The sequence below is a fragment of the Lysobacter sp. Root983 genome (assembly GCF_001429345.1).
Classification (GTDB): domain Bacteria; phylum Pseudomonadota; class Gammaproteobacteria; order Xanthomonadales; family Xanthomonadaceae; genus Lysobacter.
Map to the genome: position 1 here is coordinate 269,204 of NZ_LMJO01000012.1, position 17,190 is coordinate 286,393.

The following is a 17,190-nucleotide window of genomic DNA, read 5'->3' on the forward strand; positions in this document are numbered from 1 at the left end:
ACGTCGTTTACAGGGGCGCGATGACCGTGCGGTTGCGGCCGGGCCGCTCGGTTCAGTCCTTGGACACCCGGAATGTGTTTTCATAAGTAATTGATTTTAAATGTTAATTTCTTGTCTTTCCAGGAAAGGGGGCGGCTTGGTGCCGGGCCCGGACCGGATCGGCGTTCGTTCTATCCACGCAACACTGCGGAACTTCCGGGGTCTTTAGCAGTCATAGACCCCGACTGCTAAGATGGCTGCCATGACCCAGATCCCCCTCTCGAACGCCCTAGTCGCCAACAACCTGCCTGTGCCCAGCGCGCTCGGTTCGCTGGACGCGTATATCGGCGCGGTGCACCGCATCCCGGTGCTGACCGCCGAGGACGAGCAGGACTTGGCGCGCCGCTTCCGCGACGAAGAAGACCTCGACGCCGCCCGCGAGCTGGTGCATTCGCACCTGCGCTTCGTGGTGCACGTCGCCCGTGGCTATAACGGTTACGGCCTGCAGATCGGCGACCTGATCCAGGAAGGCAACATCGGCCTGATGAAGGCGGTGAAGCGCTTCGACCCGGAACAGGGCGTGCGCCTGGTCTCGTTCGCGGTCCATTGGATCCGCGCCGAGATGCACGAGTTCATCCTCAAGAACTGGCGCATCGTCAAGGTCGCCACGACCAAGGCGCAGCGCAAGCTGTTCTTCAACCTGCGCAAGAGCAAGAAGCGCCTGGGTTGGATGAACGCCGAGGAAGTCAGCCAGGTCGCCAAGGACCTCAACGTCTCCGAGCGCGAAGTGCTGGAGATGGAGTCGCGCCTGTCCGGCCGCGACGTCGGTTTCGATGCGCCGGCCGACGAGGACGACGACCACGCGCCGCCGTCGCCGGCCGCGTACCTGCGCGCGCACGACGAGGACCCGTCGCAGAGCTACGAGCGCGAGGACGAGGAAGACAACCAGCTCGCTCTGCTGCGCGAAGGCCTGTCGGGCCTGGACGAGCGTTCGCGCGACATCGTCAAGCGCCGCTGGCTGGACGCCGACAGCAAGATCACGCTGCAGGAACTGGCCGACGAATATGGCGTCAGCGCCGAGCGCATCCGCCAGATCGAAGCCAACGCGCTGAAGAAGATGCGGGCGCTGTTCGCGGCCTGATCCGCGGTAGCCAACGCAACCAAAACGGCCCGGGAAACCGGGCCGTTTCGTTTTGGGCGCCGCCTCAGGGCGTCGCGTTCAAGGCCTGTCCCAGGCGGCGGTACATCGACAGCAACTGCGTGGACGAGCGGACGCCGGCCTGGCCCTGACTGAGGTTGAGGTCGCGGGTTTCGGCCTGCAGCAGACGGCTCAGATCCGCGACCGGCAGTTCCCCATCCGGATGCCGGTAGACCGCATCGATCAGGATGAAGCGCGGCACCTGCGGAAAGTCGCGCATCGCCTGTTGCAGCATGGCGCGGAACGCGGCGTCCGGCGTTTGCCCCGGGGCGGGGTGGGCATGTTCGATGCGGCTGCGCGCGAAGGTTTCGTCGCGGTAGCGTTTCCAGCCCAGTTCGTCCGTCTGCGCCAGGCCGGCTTCGTCGCCGACGCTCTGCTGCAGGAAGGCCAGCACGCGCAGGGCCTCGAAATCGCCGGCGCTGCTGTAGGCGCGTTCGCGCAGGGTCGCGGCGTGGCGGGCGTGGAACGCCGAGAAGTCGAGTTCGTCCTCCGCGTCCGCGGCCAGACGCCCGAGCACGATCCGGCCCAGCGCCGAACTCGCCGGATAGGAGTGCGCGCCGACCAGGAGCTGGCAGCGATCGAGGTCGGCGACGCCGAGTTTGCGCTCGCTGTCGATCAACAGCGGCCACAGGCAGTCCCATTCGGCGCGTTCGCGCTTCTGCGCGGACCACAGGCGCGCCATCAGGTCGTGCAGCGCGTCGCGCGCGGCCGCGTTCTGTCCGTAGTTCCACCAGTCGCTGCGCCAGTCGAAGGCGCGCGCCAGCGCGCGGTCCAGAGCGACGCGGTCGCCGGCTTCGGCTTTGCGGTAGTCCTCGTCGTGCAGCGTCAGGTAGTCGGTGCCGCCGAACACGGCGTAGGACATTTTCTCGGCGCCGACATGCGACTCGCGCACCTTGGAGGCCTGCACCAGGTCGTAGGCGCCGCGCTCGTCGCCGGTGGCGAGTTGGCAGTAGGCGTACAGGAAGGTCGCCTGCGGCGGCAACGCGCCAACGGTCTTCAGTCGCTTCCATAGCGGCAGCGCGCGCGGGCAGTCGTCGTTGCGGGTGTAGTGCAAGGCCAGCTCATAGACGATCAGCGGCTGGTCTGGCAGCAGTTCGTCGGCGCTGCGATGCAGTCGCTCCGAAGTCGCCGGCGCCAGCGCCCATAGCCGGTTGGCGACCACGAAGCGGCGTGCGGCGCCGCCTTTTTCGGCATAGGCGACTTCGCTGGCGATGGCTTCGGCCAGACGGCCGGTGTAGCCCATGTTGCCTTGCTGCTTGTCGCGGGCGTCGGCGGCGTCGCTTTCGACGCGGACCTGCTGCAGGAACTCCTCGACCGCGTCGGCGCTGGCGGGCGCTGCCTGGGCTTTGGCCGCGTCCGCGAACGGCGCGCGCGCCGCGCTGGCGGGCGCGCTGGGTGCGTCGCCGGGGGAGCAGGCGGCCAGCGCCAGCAGCAGGGGGGCGAGCGCGCTAGCGCGCGGCCGGTCCGCGATGGCGTTGGGGTGCGGTGCGTCGCTCATGGCGTCCCTGCGATGAGAGGAGGCGGGCCTCGGTCCGGGCGATGCTAACGCATCGTCGGTGCGCGCGGCCGGCGGCCGCGCGCGTGGACTGATCCTCGAATCCGAGTGCGCGGCGGACGCGGCGCGCGTCCGCCGCGCCGCGGCTAGTCGTCGCGATCGCCGAGGATGATGCGGGCGTGGCGCTGATAGCTCCAATACGCCCAGGCCCAGTTGATCAGCACGATCACGCGGTTGCGGAAGCCGATCAGGAAGAACACGTGCGCGGCCAGCCAGAACCACCAGGCCAGCAGGCCCGAGAGTTTGAAGCCGTGCACGTCGACCACCGCCGCCATGCGCCCGATCGTGGCCAGGTTGCCGTAGTCCTTGTAGCGGAACGGTGCGGTCGGCCGGCCTGCGAGGCGGTCGAGGATCGCGCGCGCGACGTACGCGCCCATCTGCTTGGCCGCGGGCGCGACGCCGGGCACCGGCTTGCCGTCCTGCTGCACGCTGGCCAGGTCGCCGGCGACGAAGATCTCCGGATGGCCGGGCACGCTGAGGTCGGGCCGCACCTGGACCCGGCCGGCGCGGTCGCGCGGCGCATCCAGCAAGGCGCCCAGCTTGGACGCGGCCACGCCGGCGGCCCAGATCACCGTGCGCGCGGGCACGACGGTGTTGCCCAGGGTGTAGCCGTGCTCGTCGATCGCGTTGACCGGCGTGCCGGTGACGACTTCGACGCCGAGCTTCTGCAGCTGCTTGCGCGCCTTCTCCGACAGTTCCTCGGGAAAGCTGGACAGCACGCGCGGGCCGGCTTCGATCAGACGCACCTTGGCCTGGGCCGGGTCGATGCGGCGGAACTCGCGGCGCAGGGTCTTGCGCGCGATCTCGGCCAGGGTGCCGGCCAGTTCGACGCCGGTGGGGCCGCCGCCGACCACGGCGAAACTCAGCCAGGCCGCGCGTTCGGCTTCGTCCTGCGCGGCCTCGGCGCGTTCGAACGCGAGCAACAGGCGACGCCGGATGTGCAGGGCGTCGTCCAGGGTCTTCAGGCCGGGCGCGTCCTGCGCCCAGTCGTCGTGGCCGAAATAAGCATGGGAGGCGCCGCTGGCGAGCAGCAGCATGTCGTAGCCGATGCGGTCGCCGTCGGCGAGTTCGACCTCGCGCGCGGCCGCATCCAGGCCGACGACCTCGCCCAGCCGCACCTCGACGTTGCGTTGGCCGCGCAGGATGTGGCGCAGCGGCGCGGCGATGTCGGGCGAGGACAGGCCGGCGGTGGCCACCTGGTACAGCAGCGGCTGGAACAGGTGGTGGTTGCGGCGGTCGATCAGGGTGATGCGCACGTCGGCCGAGGCCAACGCGCGCGTGGTCCACAGGCCGCCGAAGCCGCCGCCCACGATCACGATATGGGCGACGCGCTTGCCGCCTCCCGGAGGTTCATGGCTCATGCGCGCGTCCTCAGTCTTCCAGACGCTGCCGCAGCAGGTCTTCCAGGGTGTGCTGGTCGGCGGCGAAGCGACGGATGCCGTCGGCGAGCTTGTCGGTGGCCATCGCATCCTGGTTGTGCAGCCAGCGGAACTCGGCCTCGCTCATCGGGCGCGGGCCTTCGTAGCGTTCGCCGTCGTCGATGAGGGCGCGCGGCACCTCGCCGTCGCGCTTTTCGAGTTCGCCCAGCAGGTCCGGCGAGATCGTCAGGCGGTCGCAGCCGGCCAGCGCCAACACCTGGCCGACGTTGCGGAAGCTCGCGCCCATGACCACGGTCTTGTAGCCCAGGGCCTTGTAGTAGCGCCAGATCTGGGTCACCGACTGCACGCCGGGATCGTCCTGCGGCGTGGCCGGCGGGCTCATGCCGTTGGCCAGATGCCAGTCGAGGATGCGGCCGACGAAGGGCGAAATCAGATAGACGCCGGCCTCGGCGCAGGCGATGGCCTGGGCGAAGGAGAACAGCAGGGTGAGGTTGCAGTGGATGCCTTCGCGTTCGAGCTGCTCGGCGGCGCGGATGCCTTCCCAGGTCGAGGCGATCTTGATCAGCAGGCGGTCGCGGTGGATGCCGGCCTCGGCGTACAGCTGGACCAGCCGGCGCGCCTTGGCCAGGGTGGCCTCGGTGTCGAAGCTCAGGCGCGCGTCGACTTCGGTGGAGACGCGGCCGGGAATCAGTTTGAGGATCTCGCCGCCGATGGCCACGGCCAGGCGGTCGCTGGCGTCGGCGATGCGGTCGTCGCTGAATTCGTAGCGGCTGCGGGCGAGCGCGGCGTCGATCAGCGGCGCGTACGCCGGCAGCGAGGCCGCCTTCAGCAGCAGGGAGGGGTTGGTGGTGGCGTCGAGCGGGCGGAAGCGCGCGATCGCCTCGATGTCGCCGGTGTCGGCGACCACCGAGGACAGCGTCCGCAGGTGTTCGAGTTGGCTGGTCATGGGTGGGTTTCTTTGGTCGTCGGATTCGCCGCCATTCTCGCCTATCGCGGCGGGGCGGTGATGAAGCCGGCCTATCTTCTGACACGCGCCGCAGGTGCGGTTGCGCTAGGCTGGCGGCAAGGGGCCGGCCGCGGCCTCGGAGACCGATAGCATGGCCGTCGCCACGGAAGAAAAGCGTATCGCGCTACTGATCGACGCGGACAACGCGCCGGCCGCCAAGATCGATGTGATTCTGGCGGAGGTGGCGCGCTACGGCGCCGCCAACGTGCGCCGCGCTTATGGCAACTGGAAGAGTTCCAATCTACAGAGTTGGGAAGCGGTATTGCACGAGTACGCGATCCGGCCGATCCAGCAGTTCGCCTACAGCAAGGGCAAGAACGCCTCGGACATGGCGATGGTGATCGATGCCATGGACCTGCTGTACGCGCGCAATCTGGACGGCTTCGCGATCGTGTCCAGCGATGCCGATTTCACGCCGCTGGTGATGCGTTTGCTCACCGATGGCGTCAAGGTCTACGGCTTCGGTGAGAAGAAAACGCCCGAGCCTTTCGTCAACGCCTGCTCCAAGTTCACCTATGTCGAAGCGCTGGGTCAACCGGCGGGCACCGACGTGCCGGCGGCCGAGCTCGCGACCACGCCGCTACGCAGCGCCAAGGAGCTGCGAGGCGACACCAAGCTGCTGCAGATGCTGCGCAGCGCCGTCGATGCGGTCAACGGCGACGACGGCTGGTCGCCGCTGGCGGCGGTCGGACAACAGATCGGCAACCAGGCCTCGTTCGATTCGCGCAACTACGGCTATCGCAAGCTCAGCGACTTGATCGAGGCCATCGGCTTGTTCGAGGTGCGCCGCGACAACAAAATCGTATGGGTCCGCGAGAAGCCCAAGGGCGGCGCGAAGCCGGCCGTCGCCAAGTCGGGCGCAGGAAAACCGAGCGTCGCCAAGGCGGGCACGAAGTCCGGCACAGGCAAGGCCGGCGGCTAGCGATCGCTTGCGCTACGGATGCGGCGGTCGTACGGCGATCGCTTGAGTTTCGACAGGGGACCGAAAGCAGCATGAATGTCGCAGCGATCGAGACGGCCGGCACCGCCTTGCCGACACGGCGGCAGGCGGTCGTGTTCGAGTGCAAGGCCTGGGGCCTGCGCGGGCTGCGCTGGTGGCGCGACGCCTTGGATCGGCAGCGCCCGCGCCGGCACGCGCGCGCCGACGCATTGCGCGCCGCGCCGGTGCTGGCCGAATTCGAAAGCCCGCTGTGGCCGCTGGACGAGGCCGATCCGCTGCTGGTCGCCGGCAAATTGCAGAACCTGCGTCTGGCGCTGAAGCGGTTGCACGGCGTGGAAGTGGCGGCCGGCGCCACCTTCGGTTTCTGGAAGCAGGTCGGCCGCGCCACCCGCCGCCGCGGCTATGCGGTCGGCCGCGAACTGCGCGAGGGCTGCGTGATTCCCGCGGTGGGCGGCGGCCTGTGCCAGCTCAGCAATGCGCTCTACGACGGCGCGGTGCGCGCCGGGCTGGAGATCGTCGAGCGTCATCGTCATTCGCGCGTGCTGCCCGGCTCGCTGGCCGAGCAGGATCGCGACGCCACCGTGTTCTGGAACTACCTGGACCTGCGCCTGCGCGCGCCGTTCGCCTGGCGGCTGGAGGTGAGCATGGATGCGCAGCGCTTGCGGCTGCGCATTCGCGGCCATCGCAACGCGAGCGAGCACGGCTGGCCGCTGGCGGTATCGCCGCGGCGTCCGCCCGAAGCCAGCAACGACTGCGGCAGTTGCGAACAGCACGAATGCCATCGGCACACCGGCCCCAGCGCGGACGGACTGCGTCGGCTGTGGTGGATGGAGGACGCCTGGCCCGAGTTCCGCGCCGCGCTGAAGGAGCAGCGTGGCGACGGCGACCGCGTGTTCGGTCCGGGCGGCCGTCGCTTTCCGGCTCAGGCGCTGCCGCGGCGCGTGCTGCAATCGCTGGCCTGGCGCTATGGCCGCTGGCGCGGCCAGGCCCTGCCGCAGGTGCGCCTGGCGCAGTTGCGCGCGCATGCGCGCGATCTGGCGCGGCAGTTGCGGCCCAACGATCTGGACCTGGTGCTGCCGCAGAGCCTGCTGCCCTTCCTGTGGCGCGAAGGCGAACTGGCCGGCCGCCGCTACGCGGTGATGATGAGCGCGCTGCCGATGCGCACCCTGCAGGCCGAACTCGATCGCGCCTCGCAGCGGCATCCGCAGGTGCTGTCGCTGCGCGATTTCCGCGCCGATCCGGCGCTGATCGAGGCCGAGTGGAACGGCTTGCTGGCGGCGGAGGCCTGGTGGAGCCCGCACGCGCAGATTCTCGATCTGGCCGGCGCGCGCGCGCAGCCGCTGGCCTGGGCCCTGCCTGAGGCTTTGCCCGTCGATGCGCGCTTGCCCCGCAGCGGCCGCGCGCGCGTGTTCTTCCCGGCGTCGCCGTTGGCGCGCAAGGGCATCCTCGAATTGTTGGCCGCGTTGGGCGATCAGGAGGTCGAGATCCTGCTCCCGCCCGGCGATAGCGAGCGCGGTCTGGACCCGGGACGCGCGAGCCTGCGTCGTGTCGCCTCGTACCGACAGGGGTTGCTCGAAGCCGATGCGGTCGCGTTGCCCGCCTGGGTCGAGCATCAACCGCGCGCCTTGTTGAGCGCGCTGGCCAGCGGCGTGCCGGTGATCGCGACCGCGGCCTGTGGCCTGGACTCGCGCATGGGCGGTTGGCGCCAGGTCGACGCCGGCGACGTCGCGGCGCTGCGTGCGGCGGTGCTCGACGCCTTGCCGCACTGAAGCGCGGCCCGTGCCGCGCGCATGCGCCGCGGTACGGCGGCGCCGTCCGGTCCCGCGCGCGCGCGCGGGCGCTACACTGACGCGGTCGTTACGCCCGCTCGCGCGAGACAGAGCATGGAACCGCAGCCCATCGATCTGAGTACGGTGCTGATCGTCGAGGACGAGGCTGCCGCACGCACGCGCATGCTCGGCCTGATGCGCGCCTTGGCCGGTCCGCAGGCGCGCATCGACACCGCTGCCGATCTGGCGCAGGCGCATGCGCGGCTGCAACAGGATCGCTACGCCCTGGCCCTGGTCGACGTGCAATTGCCCGACGGCAGCGGCATCGAGTTGATCGCGTGGATGAGCGCGCAGCGGCCGCAGACCGCGGCGGTGATCGTGTCGGCCTATGCCGAGGAAGAAACGATACTGGCGGCGGTGCAGGCCGGCGCGATCGGCTACCTGCTCAAGGACCGCGACGACGACGAGTTGCGCTTGTGCCTGCACAGCCTGCAGCGCGGCGGCGCGCCTATCGACCCCTTGATCGCGCGCAGGATCCTGGCGCTGGTGCAGCAGGCGCCGGCGCGCGCCGCGCCGCCGGTGCCGCCGCAACCCGAGCTCGCGGCGCACTTGTCCGAGCGCGAGCGCGAAATCCTGCGTCTGGTCGCGCAAGGCTTCAGCAACCGCGAGATCGCCCAACTGGTGGCGCTGTCCAAGCTCACCATCGAATGCCACACCAAGAACATCTACCGCAAACTCGCGGTGGGTTCGCGCACGGCGGCGGTGTTCGAGGCGCGCGCGCTGGGATTGCTCAACTGAAGCCGTGGCGCGCCGGCGCGGACAGCGCGCGCGCGTGCGCGGGCTGGCTGCTGATCGTATTGGCTCTGGCGCTGGCGCCGCTGTCGACGCGCGCGGCCGACGAGGCCGGCGTGCGGTTGCTCGATCGCGGCGAGGCGGTGCGTTCGGATTGGAACGCCGCCGCGCCGCCGGCCTCGGGCTGGACGCCGGTGCGATTGCTGGACTTGTGGCAGCAGCGCTGGCCTGGCCACGACGGCGTGGTCTGGTACCGCCTGCATTGGCAACAGGACGATCCGCGGCGGCCGACCGCGCTGCTGGCCGACTACATGAGCCTGAGCGGCGCGATCTACGTCAACGGCGAAGCGGTGGCGCGCGATCCGCACCTGCTCGAACCGCTGTCGCGTACCTGGAACACGCCTCACTACGTGCTGCTGCCGCCTTCGCTGCTGCGCGCCGGCGACAACGTCGTGTGGCTGCGCGTGTCCGGCCTGTCGGCCTACCAACCCGGCGCCGGGCCGGTGCGGGTCGGCGATCCGCAGACCCTGCAGCAGCGTTATCGCAGCGAGCGTTTCCTGCGTTACGACATCAAGCTGATCAACCTGGCCATGGCGGTGGTGCTGGGCGGGGTGTTCCTGCTGATGTGGCTGCTGCGGCGCAAGGACAGCGTGTACGGCTGGTTCGCCCTGACCGAACTGACCGGCTCGCTGTACGCCTACAACCACATCGCCACCGAGATTTGGCCGCTGTCCGGCACCGATGCCTGGCAGGCCTTCAACGCCGCGTTCTACGTGGCCGCCGGCGCCTGCTACGCGCTGTTCCTGCTGCGCTACTGCGAGCGCCGCCATCCGCGCCTGGAGCGCGTGCTGGCCGCGCTGTCGGCGCTGGCGCTGCTGGTGGCCGCGCTGGCGCCGACCTGGATGGGCCACCATCGCAACCTGTGGTTCGCGCTGGGCGGCTTGTTCTACTACATCAGCATCGGCTGGTTCCTGATCCAGGCCTGGCGCAGCCGGCGCCCCGACGCGCTGGTGCTGGCGGCTTGTCTGCTGCTGCCGGTGCTGGTCTCGTTCCGCGATTTCGCGCTGTTCTTCGGCTGGGTGCAGGGCACCACCTACTGGCTCAGCCTGACCTCGGTACTGACCCTGGTCGGCATCGGCTTCGTGCTGTCCTATCGCTTCGTGAGCGCGATGCGGCGCGTGGAAGGCTTCAACCTGGAGCTCAAGCGCGAGGTCGATACGGCGACGTCCGAGCTGGCGACCACGCTGTCGCGCCAGCACGCGCTGGAGCTTGCGCACAGCCGCGCCGGCGAGCGCCTGCAACTGGTGCGCGATCTGCACGACGGGTTTGGCGGCACCCTGGTCGGCGCGATCGCGCAGTTGCAGCAGGCGCCGGACGACATGCCCAAGGCGGCGGTGATCGCTACCCTCAAGGACCTGCGCGACGACCTGCGCCTGGTGATCGACAGCACCGCGCGCGAACACGCCGATCTGAGCGCGCAACTGGCGCCGCTGCGGCATCGCCTGGGCCGATTGCTGGAGACGGCCGACATCGACAGCCGCTGGCAGTTGGATGGGCTGGATGGGATCGAGCTGGGCAGCGCGCGCAGCCTGGACCTGCTGCGGCTGTTGCAGGAAGCGTTGACCAACGTGTTCAAGCACAGCCGCGCGCGACGCGTGGAGGTGCAGCTGCGCCGCGTCGACGACCGCCTGCAGCTGCGCATCGACGACGACGGCGAAGGCATCGCATCCGCGCCGAAGGCCGCCGACGGCGGCGCCGGCGTGGCCAGCATGCGCTTGCGCGCGCAGCGTTTGGGCGGCGAGCTGCGGATCGAGTCCGGCCCCCACGGCACCGGCCTGCGCCTGGACTTTCCGCTGCCAGCCTGAGGCCGACAGCGCGGCCGTCTCAGTACAAGTCCGCCGGGTCCACGTCCAAGGACCAGCGCACCTTGCGCGCCTCGGGCAGGGCGTGGATCGTCGGCAGCGCGCGATCCAGCGCGGCGTGCAGCGCGCGCCGCTCCGGCGCCGACAGGATCAACTGCGCGCGCTGATAGCCGGCCCGGCGCGGCATCGGCGCCGGCACCGGGCCGTTGAGTTCGAGGCTGTCGTCGCCGACCTCGCGCAGTGCCATGCGCGCGGCCTGCAGGAAGGCGTTGGCGATCTCGGTTTCCTTGGCCTCGGCGCGCAGCAAGGCCATGTGCGCGTAAGGCGGGAACCCGGCCAGTTCGCGCTGCGCCAGTTCCAGCTCGGCGAAGGCGGCATAGCCGCCGGCCAGCAGGGTGCTCAGCAGCGGGTGCTCGGGATGATGGGTCTGCAGCACCACTTCGCCGGGCTTGTGCGCGCGGCCGGCGCGGCCGGCGACCTGGATCAGCAGCTGCGCGAGCTTTTCCGGCGCGCGGAAGTCGGCGCTGAACAAGCCTTCGTCGATGCCGACCACCGCGACCAGGGTCAGGTGCGGCAGGTCGTGGCCCTTGGCCAGCATCTGGGTGCCGACCAGGATGCCGCGCGCGGTGCCGAACTCGGCCAGGTGCTGCTCCAGGGCGTCGCGGCGCTGGGTGGTCCCGCGATCGATGCGCAGCACCGGTACGTCCGGGAAGCGCGCGGCCAAGGCCTCCTCGATGCGCTCGGTGCCGGCGCCCTGCGATTGCAGCGCCAGCCCGCCGCAGTCCGGGCAGGCGTTGGGCGCCGGTCGCCGCGCGCCGCAGTGGTGGCATTGCAGGCGGCGTCCGGCCGCGTGCACGGTCATCGGCGTGGGCGAAGTCGGCGTGCTGCAACGGTGGCAGTGCGCGCTCCAGCCGCAGTCGTGGCAGATCAGCACCGGCGCGTAGCCGCGGCGGTTCTTGAACACCAGCACCTGGCCGTCGGCGTCGAGCGCGCGCGCGATGGTGTCGATCAATTCCGGCGATAGGCCGGCCTCGAGCGGGCGCTTGCGCACGTCGACCACGCGCACCCGCGGCGGCTTGGCGTCGCCGGCGCGTTGCAGTAGGCGCAGGTGCGCGTAGCGGCCGGCCTGGGCGTTGCGCAGCGATTCCAGCGACGGCGTCGCGCTGCCCAGCAGCACCGGCACGTTCAGCGCCTTGGCGCGCACCAGGGCGAAGTCGCGGGCGTGGTAACGGATGCCGTCGAGCTGCTTGAAGCTGCCGTCGTGCTCCTCGTCGATCACGATCAGGCCGGCCTCGGGCAGGGGCAGGAAAATCGCCGAGCGCGTGCCCACGATCACCCGCGCCTCGCCGCGCAGGCAGGCGGCCCAGGTGCGCGCGCGTTCGCCGTCGCCCAGGCCGGAATGCAGCGCATGCACCGGCACGCCCAGACGCGCGCGGAAGCGCGCCAGGGTCTGCGGGGTCAGGCCGATCTCCGGCACCAACACCAAGGCTTGGCGGCCGCGCGCCAGGCAGTCGGCGATCGCGCGCAGATAAACCTCGGTCTTGCCGCTGCCGGTGACGCCGTCCAGCAGCAGCGGCGCGAAGCCGTCGCGCACCCCCAGGATGGCGTCGACGGCGGCCTGCTGTTCGTCGTTGAGGGCGGGGCCGGGCTGGGGCGCGGCGGCCAGGGTGTTGGCCGGCACCGCGATGCGCTCGGCCAGGCCGCGCTTGGCCAGCGCGCGCGCGGCGGCGCGCCAGTCGGGATCGTGGGCGGCGTCGACCAGTTCCAGCGCGTCCTCGTCGCAGGGGCCGGCCGCGAGGCGGTCGGCGAGGCGGCGCGGGCGGCCCGCGCGCAGGCCCGGCCGCGCGGTCGCCCCGGTCTCGGTGAGCCGCCAGGCCCAGGCGTGGGTGTCGGCCAACGGTTCGCCGTGGCGCAGCGGCGCCGGCAGCGCGGTCGCGAACACTTCGCCCAGCGGGGCATGGGTGTAGCGGGCCAGCCAGCGCAGCGACTCCAGCAGCTCGCCGTGGAACAGCGGCTGCGGGTCGAGCCGGCTCAGCGCGGATTTGGGTTCCGGCGCGCTGGCGTCGGCGGCGCCGGTGTCGGCGACCACCCCGACCAGCTCGCGGCTACCGAAGGGCACGCGCACCCGCATGCCGACGTCGGCAGGCGTCGCCTCGAGGCCGTCGGCGGGGCGGTAATCGAACAGGCGCGGCAGGGGCACGGGCAGGGCGACCCGCCAGACGTGTGTAAGTGACTGAGCGGAGCCGTCGGACATGCGCTCAGTCTAGCGAGCGCGGTCGCGAATCGGCGCCGACGCAGTTGCGACCTATTGCTGCCCCCGCCGTGACAAAGCGCACGCAAGTGGCGGTGCTTAAAGAAAATTCACCCTTATCCACACGAGCTGTGGATAAATCTGTGCATGCCGTGTCGGCAGGGCTGCGCGATGACGCTGGAATAAGCTCTGCAGCCAGGTTGGTGAAAAAATCGCCAATGCGTATATCTCTTTGATAATCAAAGGCTTGATCGTGAAACATCGTTGTAATGCAGGGCTTTTGGGGGTTCTTCCTCAGCCCCATGACGGTTCCGTTACCGCTGTGCACAACCGTTTTTTCCTGCAGGCCGCGTCCTGCTTCGCGGAGCAGGTATTGGCGCCGTGTCAAGCGGTTTTATGCGACGGCCGCCTCGCTATGATGCGGCCATGCTGATGCGTACGCGATGAGCCCCGCCGCAACGGGCTCCACACCCTCCGGTCCCGCCGGGCACACGAACGACGCGCCGGCCGCGCTGGCCGCATTTCTGCGCGGCGTCGAGCGCCGCGGCGCGGTCCTGGCCGAGCTGCAGGCGGGCGACGCCGGCGCCGGCGACGCGGCCCTGGCGGCGGCGATGCAGGCCTTCCGCGCCGGCATCGAGGCCGCGCCCATGGCCGACTGGCCGCGCCGCTTCTGGTCGCAGCTGCTGGCCCAGCCCGGGCTGCACCAGCGCACCCGCGTCGCGATCCCCTTGGACGCCACCGACCGCCTCGGCGAACTCGGCCATGGCCCGCGCGCGGCCCTGCTGCTGCGCCTGGCGGCCGGGCTGTCCGAGCCCGACGCGGCCGCGGCCCTGGGCGTGGCCCAGCCGACCTACCGCCTGGCCCTGCAGCGCGCGCTGCCGCACCACGCCGACGGCAGCGCCGATCCGGCGGCCTGGCAGCAGCTGCGCGAGCAGATCCATCGCCGCATCAAGACCCTGCCGCCGGAACGGCTGACGCGGCTGACCGCGGCGCGCGAAGCCGCCTTGCGCGGCGCGCCGGTCGCGGCCGAGGGCCAGCGCGGCGACGCGCCCGTCGTCGCTGCCGGGCGACGGCCGCGCTGGCTCATGGCCCTGCTGTGGACCTTGCTGGCGCTGTGCGCGCTCGCGTTCGCGGCGACTTGGTGGTGGCCGCTGGGCGGTGTCGCCGACTGGCTGGGCGGCCCGCCCATCCAGGTGGAGGCCCTGCCCGAGGCCGAGGCCCCCGCCGCGCGCTACAGCCACGAAGCCGGCCTGATCGGCGACCGCGACTTCGCCCTGCTGGCCGATCCCGAGGGCGAGGCCGGTGCGCGCGAGCTCGCCTTCCACAGTTGGCTGGCTGCGCGCGAGCGCGCCGGCCCCGAGGGCCTGCCCGGCGAGAACGCCGAGCCGGTCCCCGCCGAGTCCGACGCGGCGACCGCGCCGGGCGCGGAAACCTCGACCGAATCCGAAACGGAGAGCGCCGATGTCCCGGGCTGACGCGGCCCGCCCGCGCGCCTGTCTGCGCGCCGTTGCCCTCCTGGGCCTGAGCCTGCTGCTGGGCGCGGTCGCGGCGCAGAGCTTGCCGCCGGAGTACGAAAAACTCGCTCAGCGCCTGCCCGCCGACGCGCGCGCGCGCCTGCAGGCCAACGCGGCGCAATGGGCGGCCTGGAACGCCGAGCAACGCGCCGCCTTCGCCACCCGTGCCGCGCGCTGGAGCGCGCTGCCCGCGCGCGAACGCGCAAACGCGCGCGAACGCTACGCCGCCTGGCTGGCCCTGCCCGCGGACGAGCGCGCGCTGGCCCAGGCCGCGGCCGCTCGCTATGCGGCGCTGCCGCCGGAGCAACAACAGGCCTTGCGCGCGCGCTACGACGCGCTCGACGGCAGCCTGCAGCGCGGCTGGCTGCTGGGGCCGAGCCTGGGCCTCGACTACGCGGCGTTGCAGCCCCTGCTGGCGCAGCTGCCGCCGGAGCAGCACGAGCCGATGCTGCGCGTGCTGCGCGAGCTCAGTGCGCAGCAGCGCAAGGACCTGGCGGTGCTGGTGCAGCGCACGCCCCCGCAGGCGCGCGACGCGCTGCGGCGGGAACTGCTGGCGACGCGTTGGGACGAGCGCGAGGGGTGGTTCTGGCACAAGCTGGGGCAGTAGGGCTGTAGCCCTCTCCCGTCTTCAAGTCCCTCTTCCATTCATGGGGTGAGGGGCCGCGCTTGCGAGCCATGGGCTCGCGCTGCAGCGAACGCGCGACCGCTGTGCGGGCCGGGGTGTGGGTTGGGGTGTGGGCCGAGGCGCGTGCGCAGCTGCAACCACATGCGCTGCCCTCATCCGCCCTGGCGGGCACCTTCTCCCGCAAGCGGGAGAAGGGGGGCGTGTGCAACTGCAACCACATGCGCTGCCCTCATCCGCCCTGGCGGGCACCTTCTCCCGCAAGCGGGAGAAGGGGGCGTGTGCAACATGCAACCATGTGCGCTGCCCTCATCCGCCCTGGCGGGCACCGTCTCCCGCGAGCGGAGGAAGGGGGGCGTGTGCAACTGCAACCGCATGCGCTGCCCTCATCCGCCCTGGCGGGCGCCTTCTCCCGCAAGCGGGAGTAGGGAAGGCAGACGTTCTGCGTGCGTACTCGCGCGCTCCAGCCCGCGCGCCGCGCTTAATCCTCGCTCAACACCCGCCGCGTCGCGCTGAACCGATCGCCGAACCGCGCCACTGCGTCGGCTCGCATGCGCGGCGCGTGATCGCGCACATAGGCATCCAGCGATTCCTGGCGATCGAGCCGGTAGCGCACGCTCAGGCGCACCCGTCCGGGCTCGGCCGGCGGGTCCAGCTGGGTGTGGATGCGCGCGTCGAGAAAGCCGGGCAGGGCCAGGATCTCGCGCGTATGCGGCCCCAGCCAGGCGCGGTAGTCGTCGGCGATGGCCGCGTCGAGATCGAGGTTGACCTCGTAGACCACGCCCGCGCTCACATGCGCACCAGGCTGGCGATCATCAGGAAGCCCACCGCGAACGCCAGCATGAAGAAGTAGCAGCCGCCGACCACCAGATAGCGCAGCAGGGTCACCAACCAGCCGTTGCCGTACACGCGTTTTTGCATCAGCAGCAGATAGATCGGCATCCACAGCCAGAGCCCGGCCTCGACGATGCCGGCGACCCAGCCGAAGCCGGACCAATGCGGCGAGATCCAGGCGTCCAGGCCGAACATCAGGAACATCGCCAGCAGGCTCAGACACAGGTAGGCGTGGCTGTACAAGGCCACCACCAGGTGCTCCAGGTAACCGCGGCCCGAGCCCAGGTAGGTCAGCTTGAGCAGCAGCGCGAACATCGGCACCAGCAGGAACAGCGCCGAGGGCACCGCGCTCAGCGCGGCATGCTCGTACAGCGAGGGGTCCTGGGTGGCGCGCTTGAAGTTGGCGTAGCCGCGGCCGATCTGCTTGTTGAGCCAGCGGTTGAAGAACTCCGGCGCGCCGGCCATCACCACCGGATTGGTTTCCGCGTCCCAGGGCGCGTTGCCGAAGAAGGTCAGGCCTTCGTTGCATTCGCCGTCGCCATAGGTTTGCGCGTCGGTCGCGGCCTTGCGCTTGAGCGCGCCCTCGGTGTCGACGGCGTGGTCGATCTGCAACTGCGCGGCGCGGCAGCCGGCACGGCGGTTGATATCGCGGATCGCGTTGGCGTTGCGCGCCAGCGCCGTGGCGTTGCCGGCGGCGATGCCGGCGCGTTCGGCCTGCAGCGGCTTGAGCCTTTCGTCGCGCAGGGCTTCCAGCTCGGCCAGCGAGTCGGCGTTCTCGATCGTGGCCGGGAGCGCGGCGTTCTCTTCCTCTCGGGAGGGCGCGACGATGCCGGCGGCCTCGGCGGCGGCGTCAGGCCGTGCGCGCTCGCGCAGTTCGGCCACGCGCTTGTCGGCGATCGCGTTGACCTGCTTGATGCCGGCGGCGATGCCGACCTGCGCGCCGCCAGGCAGGCCGACCGGGATCGCGGCGCGCGCCTTTTCGAGTTCCTTCAGGGCCTGCGCGCGTTCGCTCTCGACTTCGGACACGCTGCGCGCGTTCTCGATGCGTTCGCCGGTGCGGCCCAGGCGTACCTTCTTGCCGTCGATGACCATAGGGCCGTTGCCCTTGTAGCTGCCGCCATCGTCCTCGCCGAAATGCACCGTGAACTGGGCGATGAAGAAGGTCAGCACGCTCAGGATCACGAACAGCCGCAGCGGCGGCACGTAGCGCACGCGATGACCGCGCAGGTAATTGAGCGCGACCCGGCCCGGCGACAGCAGGTCGCGCACGGTGCGGAAGATGCGGCCGTCGAGATGCCAGAACGACTCGAACACTTCCTCCAGCGCATGCCCGGCATGGCGCAGCGGATTGACGATCGACTGCCCGCACTGGTGGCAGTAGTGACCCTGCAGTGGCGCCGCGCAGTTTTCGCAGTGGGTCGGCGTGGGGTGGTCTTGGGCTTCGCTCATAGGTCCGATCGCTCGCGGCTCCCAGGCCGTTCATGGGCGA

13 protein-coding genes are annotated in these 17,190 nt (G+C 70.8%); 7 read left to right on the forward strand and 6 right to left on the reverse strand.

The genetic code is table 11. The features are described from left to right. Positions 1–241: 241 nt before the first annotated feature. Positions 242–1,120, forward strand: coding sequence for an RNA polymerase sigma factor RpoH (gene rpoH / locus ASE43_RS08560; protein WP_056177941.1), 879 nt, complete (start codon positions 242–244; stop codon positions 1,118–1,120). A gap of 64 nt (positions 1,121–1,184) precedes the next feature. Here rpoH and ASE43_RS08565 read toward each other — a convergent pair whose 3' ends face one another. The 3 genes from ASE43_RS08565 to tal all read right to left on the reverse strand — a co-directional run bounded on the left by ASE43_RS08565 (position 1,185) and on the right by tal (position 5,057). Further along, positions 1,185–2,675, reverse strand: a complete 1,491-nt coding sequence (locus ASE43_RS08565) for a hypothetical protein (RefSeq protein ID WP_057160166.1) — start codon at positions 2,673–2,675, stop codon at positions 1,185–1,187. 143 nt (positions 2,676–2,818) lie between these two features. Further along, positions 2,819–4,093, reverse strand: a complete 1,275-nt coding sequence (locus ASE43_RS08570) for an NAD(P)/FAD-dependent oxidoreductase (RefSeq protein ID WP_057160167.1) — start codon at positions 4,091–4,093, stop codon at positions 2,819–2,821. A 10-nt stretch (positions 4,094–4,103) separates the two neighbouring features. Beyond that, a complete protein-coding gene (tal, locus tag ASE43_RS08575; RefSeq protein WP_056177946.1) occupies positions 4,104–5,057 on the reverse strand; it encodes a transaldolase in 954 nt (317 codons plus the stop codon). A gap of 151 nt (positions 5,058–5,208) precedes the next feature. On the opposite strand from tal, the gene ASE43_RS08580 reads away from it, so the two are divergent. The 4 genes from ASE43_RS08580 to ASE43_RS08595 all read left to right on the forward strand — a co-directional run bounded on the left by ASE43_RS08580 (position 5,209) and on the right by ASE43_RS08595 (position 10,483). After that, positions 5,209–6,039 carry an NYN domain-containing protein gene (locus tag ASE43_RS08580; RefSeq protein WP_057160168.1) on the forward strand — a complete coding sequence of 277 codons (831 nt, stop codon included), beginning with the start codon at positions 5,209–5,211 and terminating at the stop codon, positions 6,037–6,039. 71 nt (positions 6,040–6,110) lie between these two features. Beyond that, the gene (locus ASE43_RS08585) at positions 6,111–7,826 is read left to right on the forward strand and encodes a VanW family protein (protein ID WP_057160169.1); all 1,716 of its coding nucleotides are present in this window, start codon (positions 6,111–6,113) and stop codon (positions 7,824–7,826) included. A 114-nt stretch (positions 7,827–7,940) separates the two neighbouring features. After that, positions 7,941–8,624: a response regulator transcription factor gene (locus tag ASE43_RS08590; RefSeq protein ID WP_057160170.1), complete on the forward strand. Its 684-nt coding sequence runs from the start codon at positions 7,941–7,943 to the stop codon at positions 8,622–8,624. 59 nt (positions 8,625–8,683) lie between these two features. Then, the gene (locus ASE43_RS08595; protein WP_057160171.1) at positions 8,684–10,483 is read left to right on the forward strand and encodes a 7TM diverse intracellular signaling domain-containing protein; all 1,800 of its coding nucleotides are present in this window, start codon (positions 8,684–8,686) and stop codon (positions 10,481–10,483) included. A gap of 19 nt (positions 10,484–10,502) precedes the next feature. Here the strand turns inward: ASE43_RS08595 and ASE43_RS08600 are convergent, their stop codons facing one another. Next, entirely contained in the window at positions 10,503–12,734 is a 2,232-nt protein-coding gene (locus tag ASE43_RS08600) for a primosomal protein N' (RefSeq protein ID WP_057160172.1), read from the reverse strand. Between the two features lie 440 nt (positions 12,735–13,174). On the opposite strand from ASE43_RS08600, the gene ASE43_RS08605 reads away from it, so the two are divergent. Together ASE43_RS08605 and ASE43_RS08610 are read left to right on the forward strand one after the other, a co-directional pair. Then, positions 13,175–14,206, forward strand: a complete 1,032-nt coding sequence (locus ASE43_RS08605; RefSeq protein WP_057160173.1) for a hypothetical protein — start codon at positions 13,175–13,177, stop codon at positions 14,204–14,206. Next, entirely contained in the window at positions 14,193–14,852 is a 660-nt protein-coding gene (locus ASE43_RS08610; protein ID WP_057160174.1) for a DUF3106 domain-containing protein, read from the forward strand. Before ASE43_RS08605 ends, ASE43_RS08610 begins: the two co-directional genes overlap by 14 nt. Before the next feature lie 496 nt (positions 14,853–15,348). Here the strand turns inward: ASE43_RS08610 and ASE43_RS22135 are convergent, their stop codons facing one another. Further along, positions 15,349–15,660 carry a DUF4286 family protein gene (locus ASE43_RS22135; protein WP_057160175.1) on the reverse strand — a complete coding sequence of 104 codons (312 nt, stop codon included), beginning with the start codon at positions 15,658–15,660 and terminating at the stop codon, positions 15,349–15,351. After that, positions 15,657–17,150 carry a DUF3667 domain-containing protein gene (locus tag ASE43_RS08620; protein WP_057160176.1) on the reverse strand — a complete coding sequence of 498 codons (1,494 nt, stop codon included), beginning with the start codon at positions 17,148–17,150 and terminating at the stop codon, positions 15,657–15,659. Before ASE43_RS08620 ends, ASE43_RS22135 begins: the two co-directional genes overlap by 4 nt. Between the last annotated feature and the right edge of the window lie 40 nt (positions 17,151–17,190).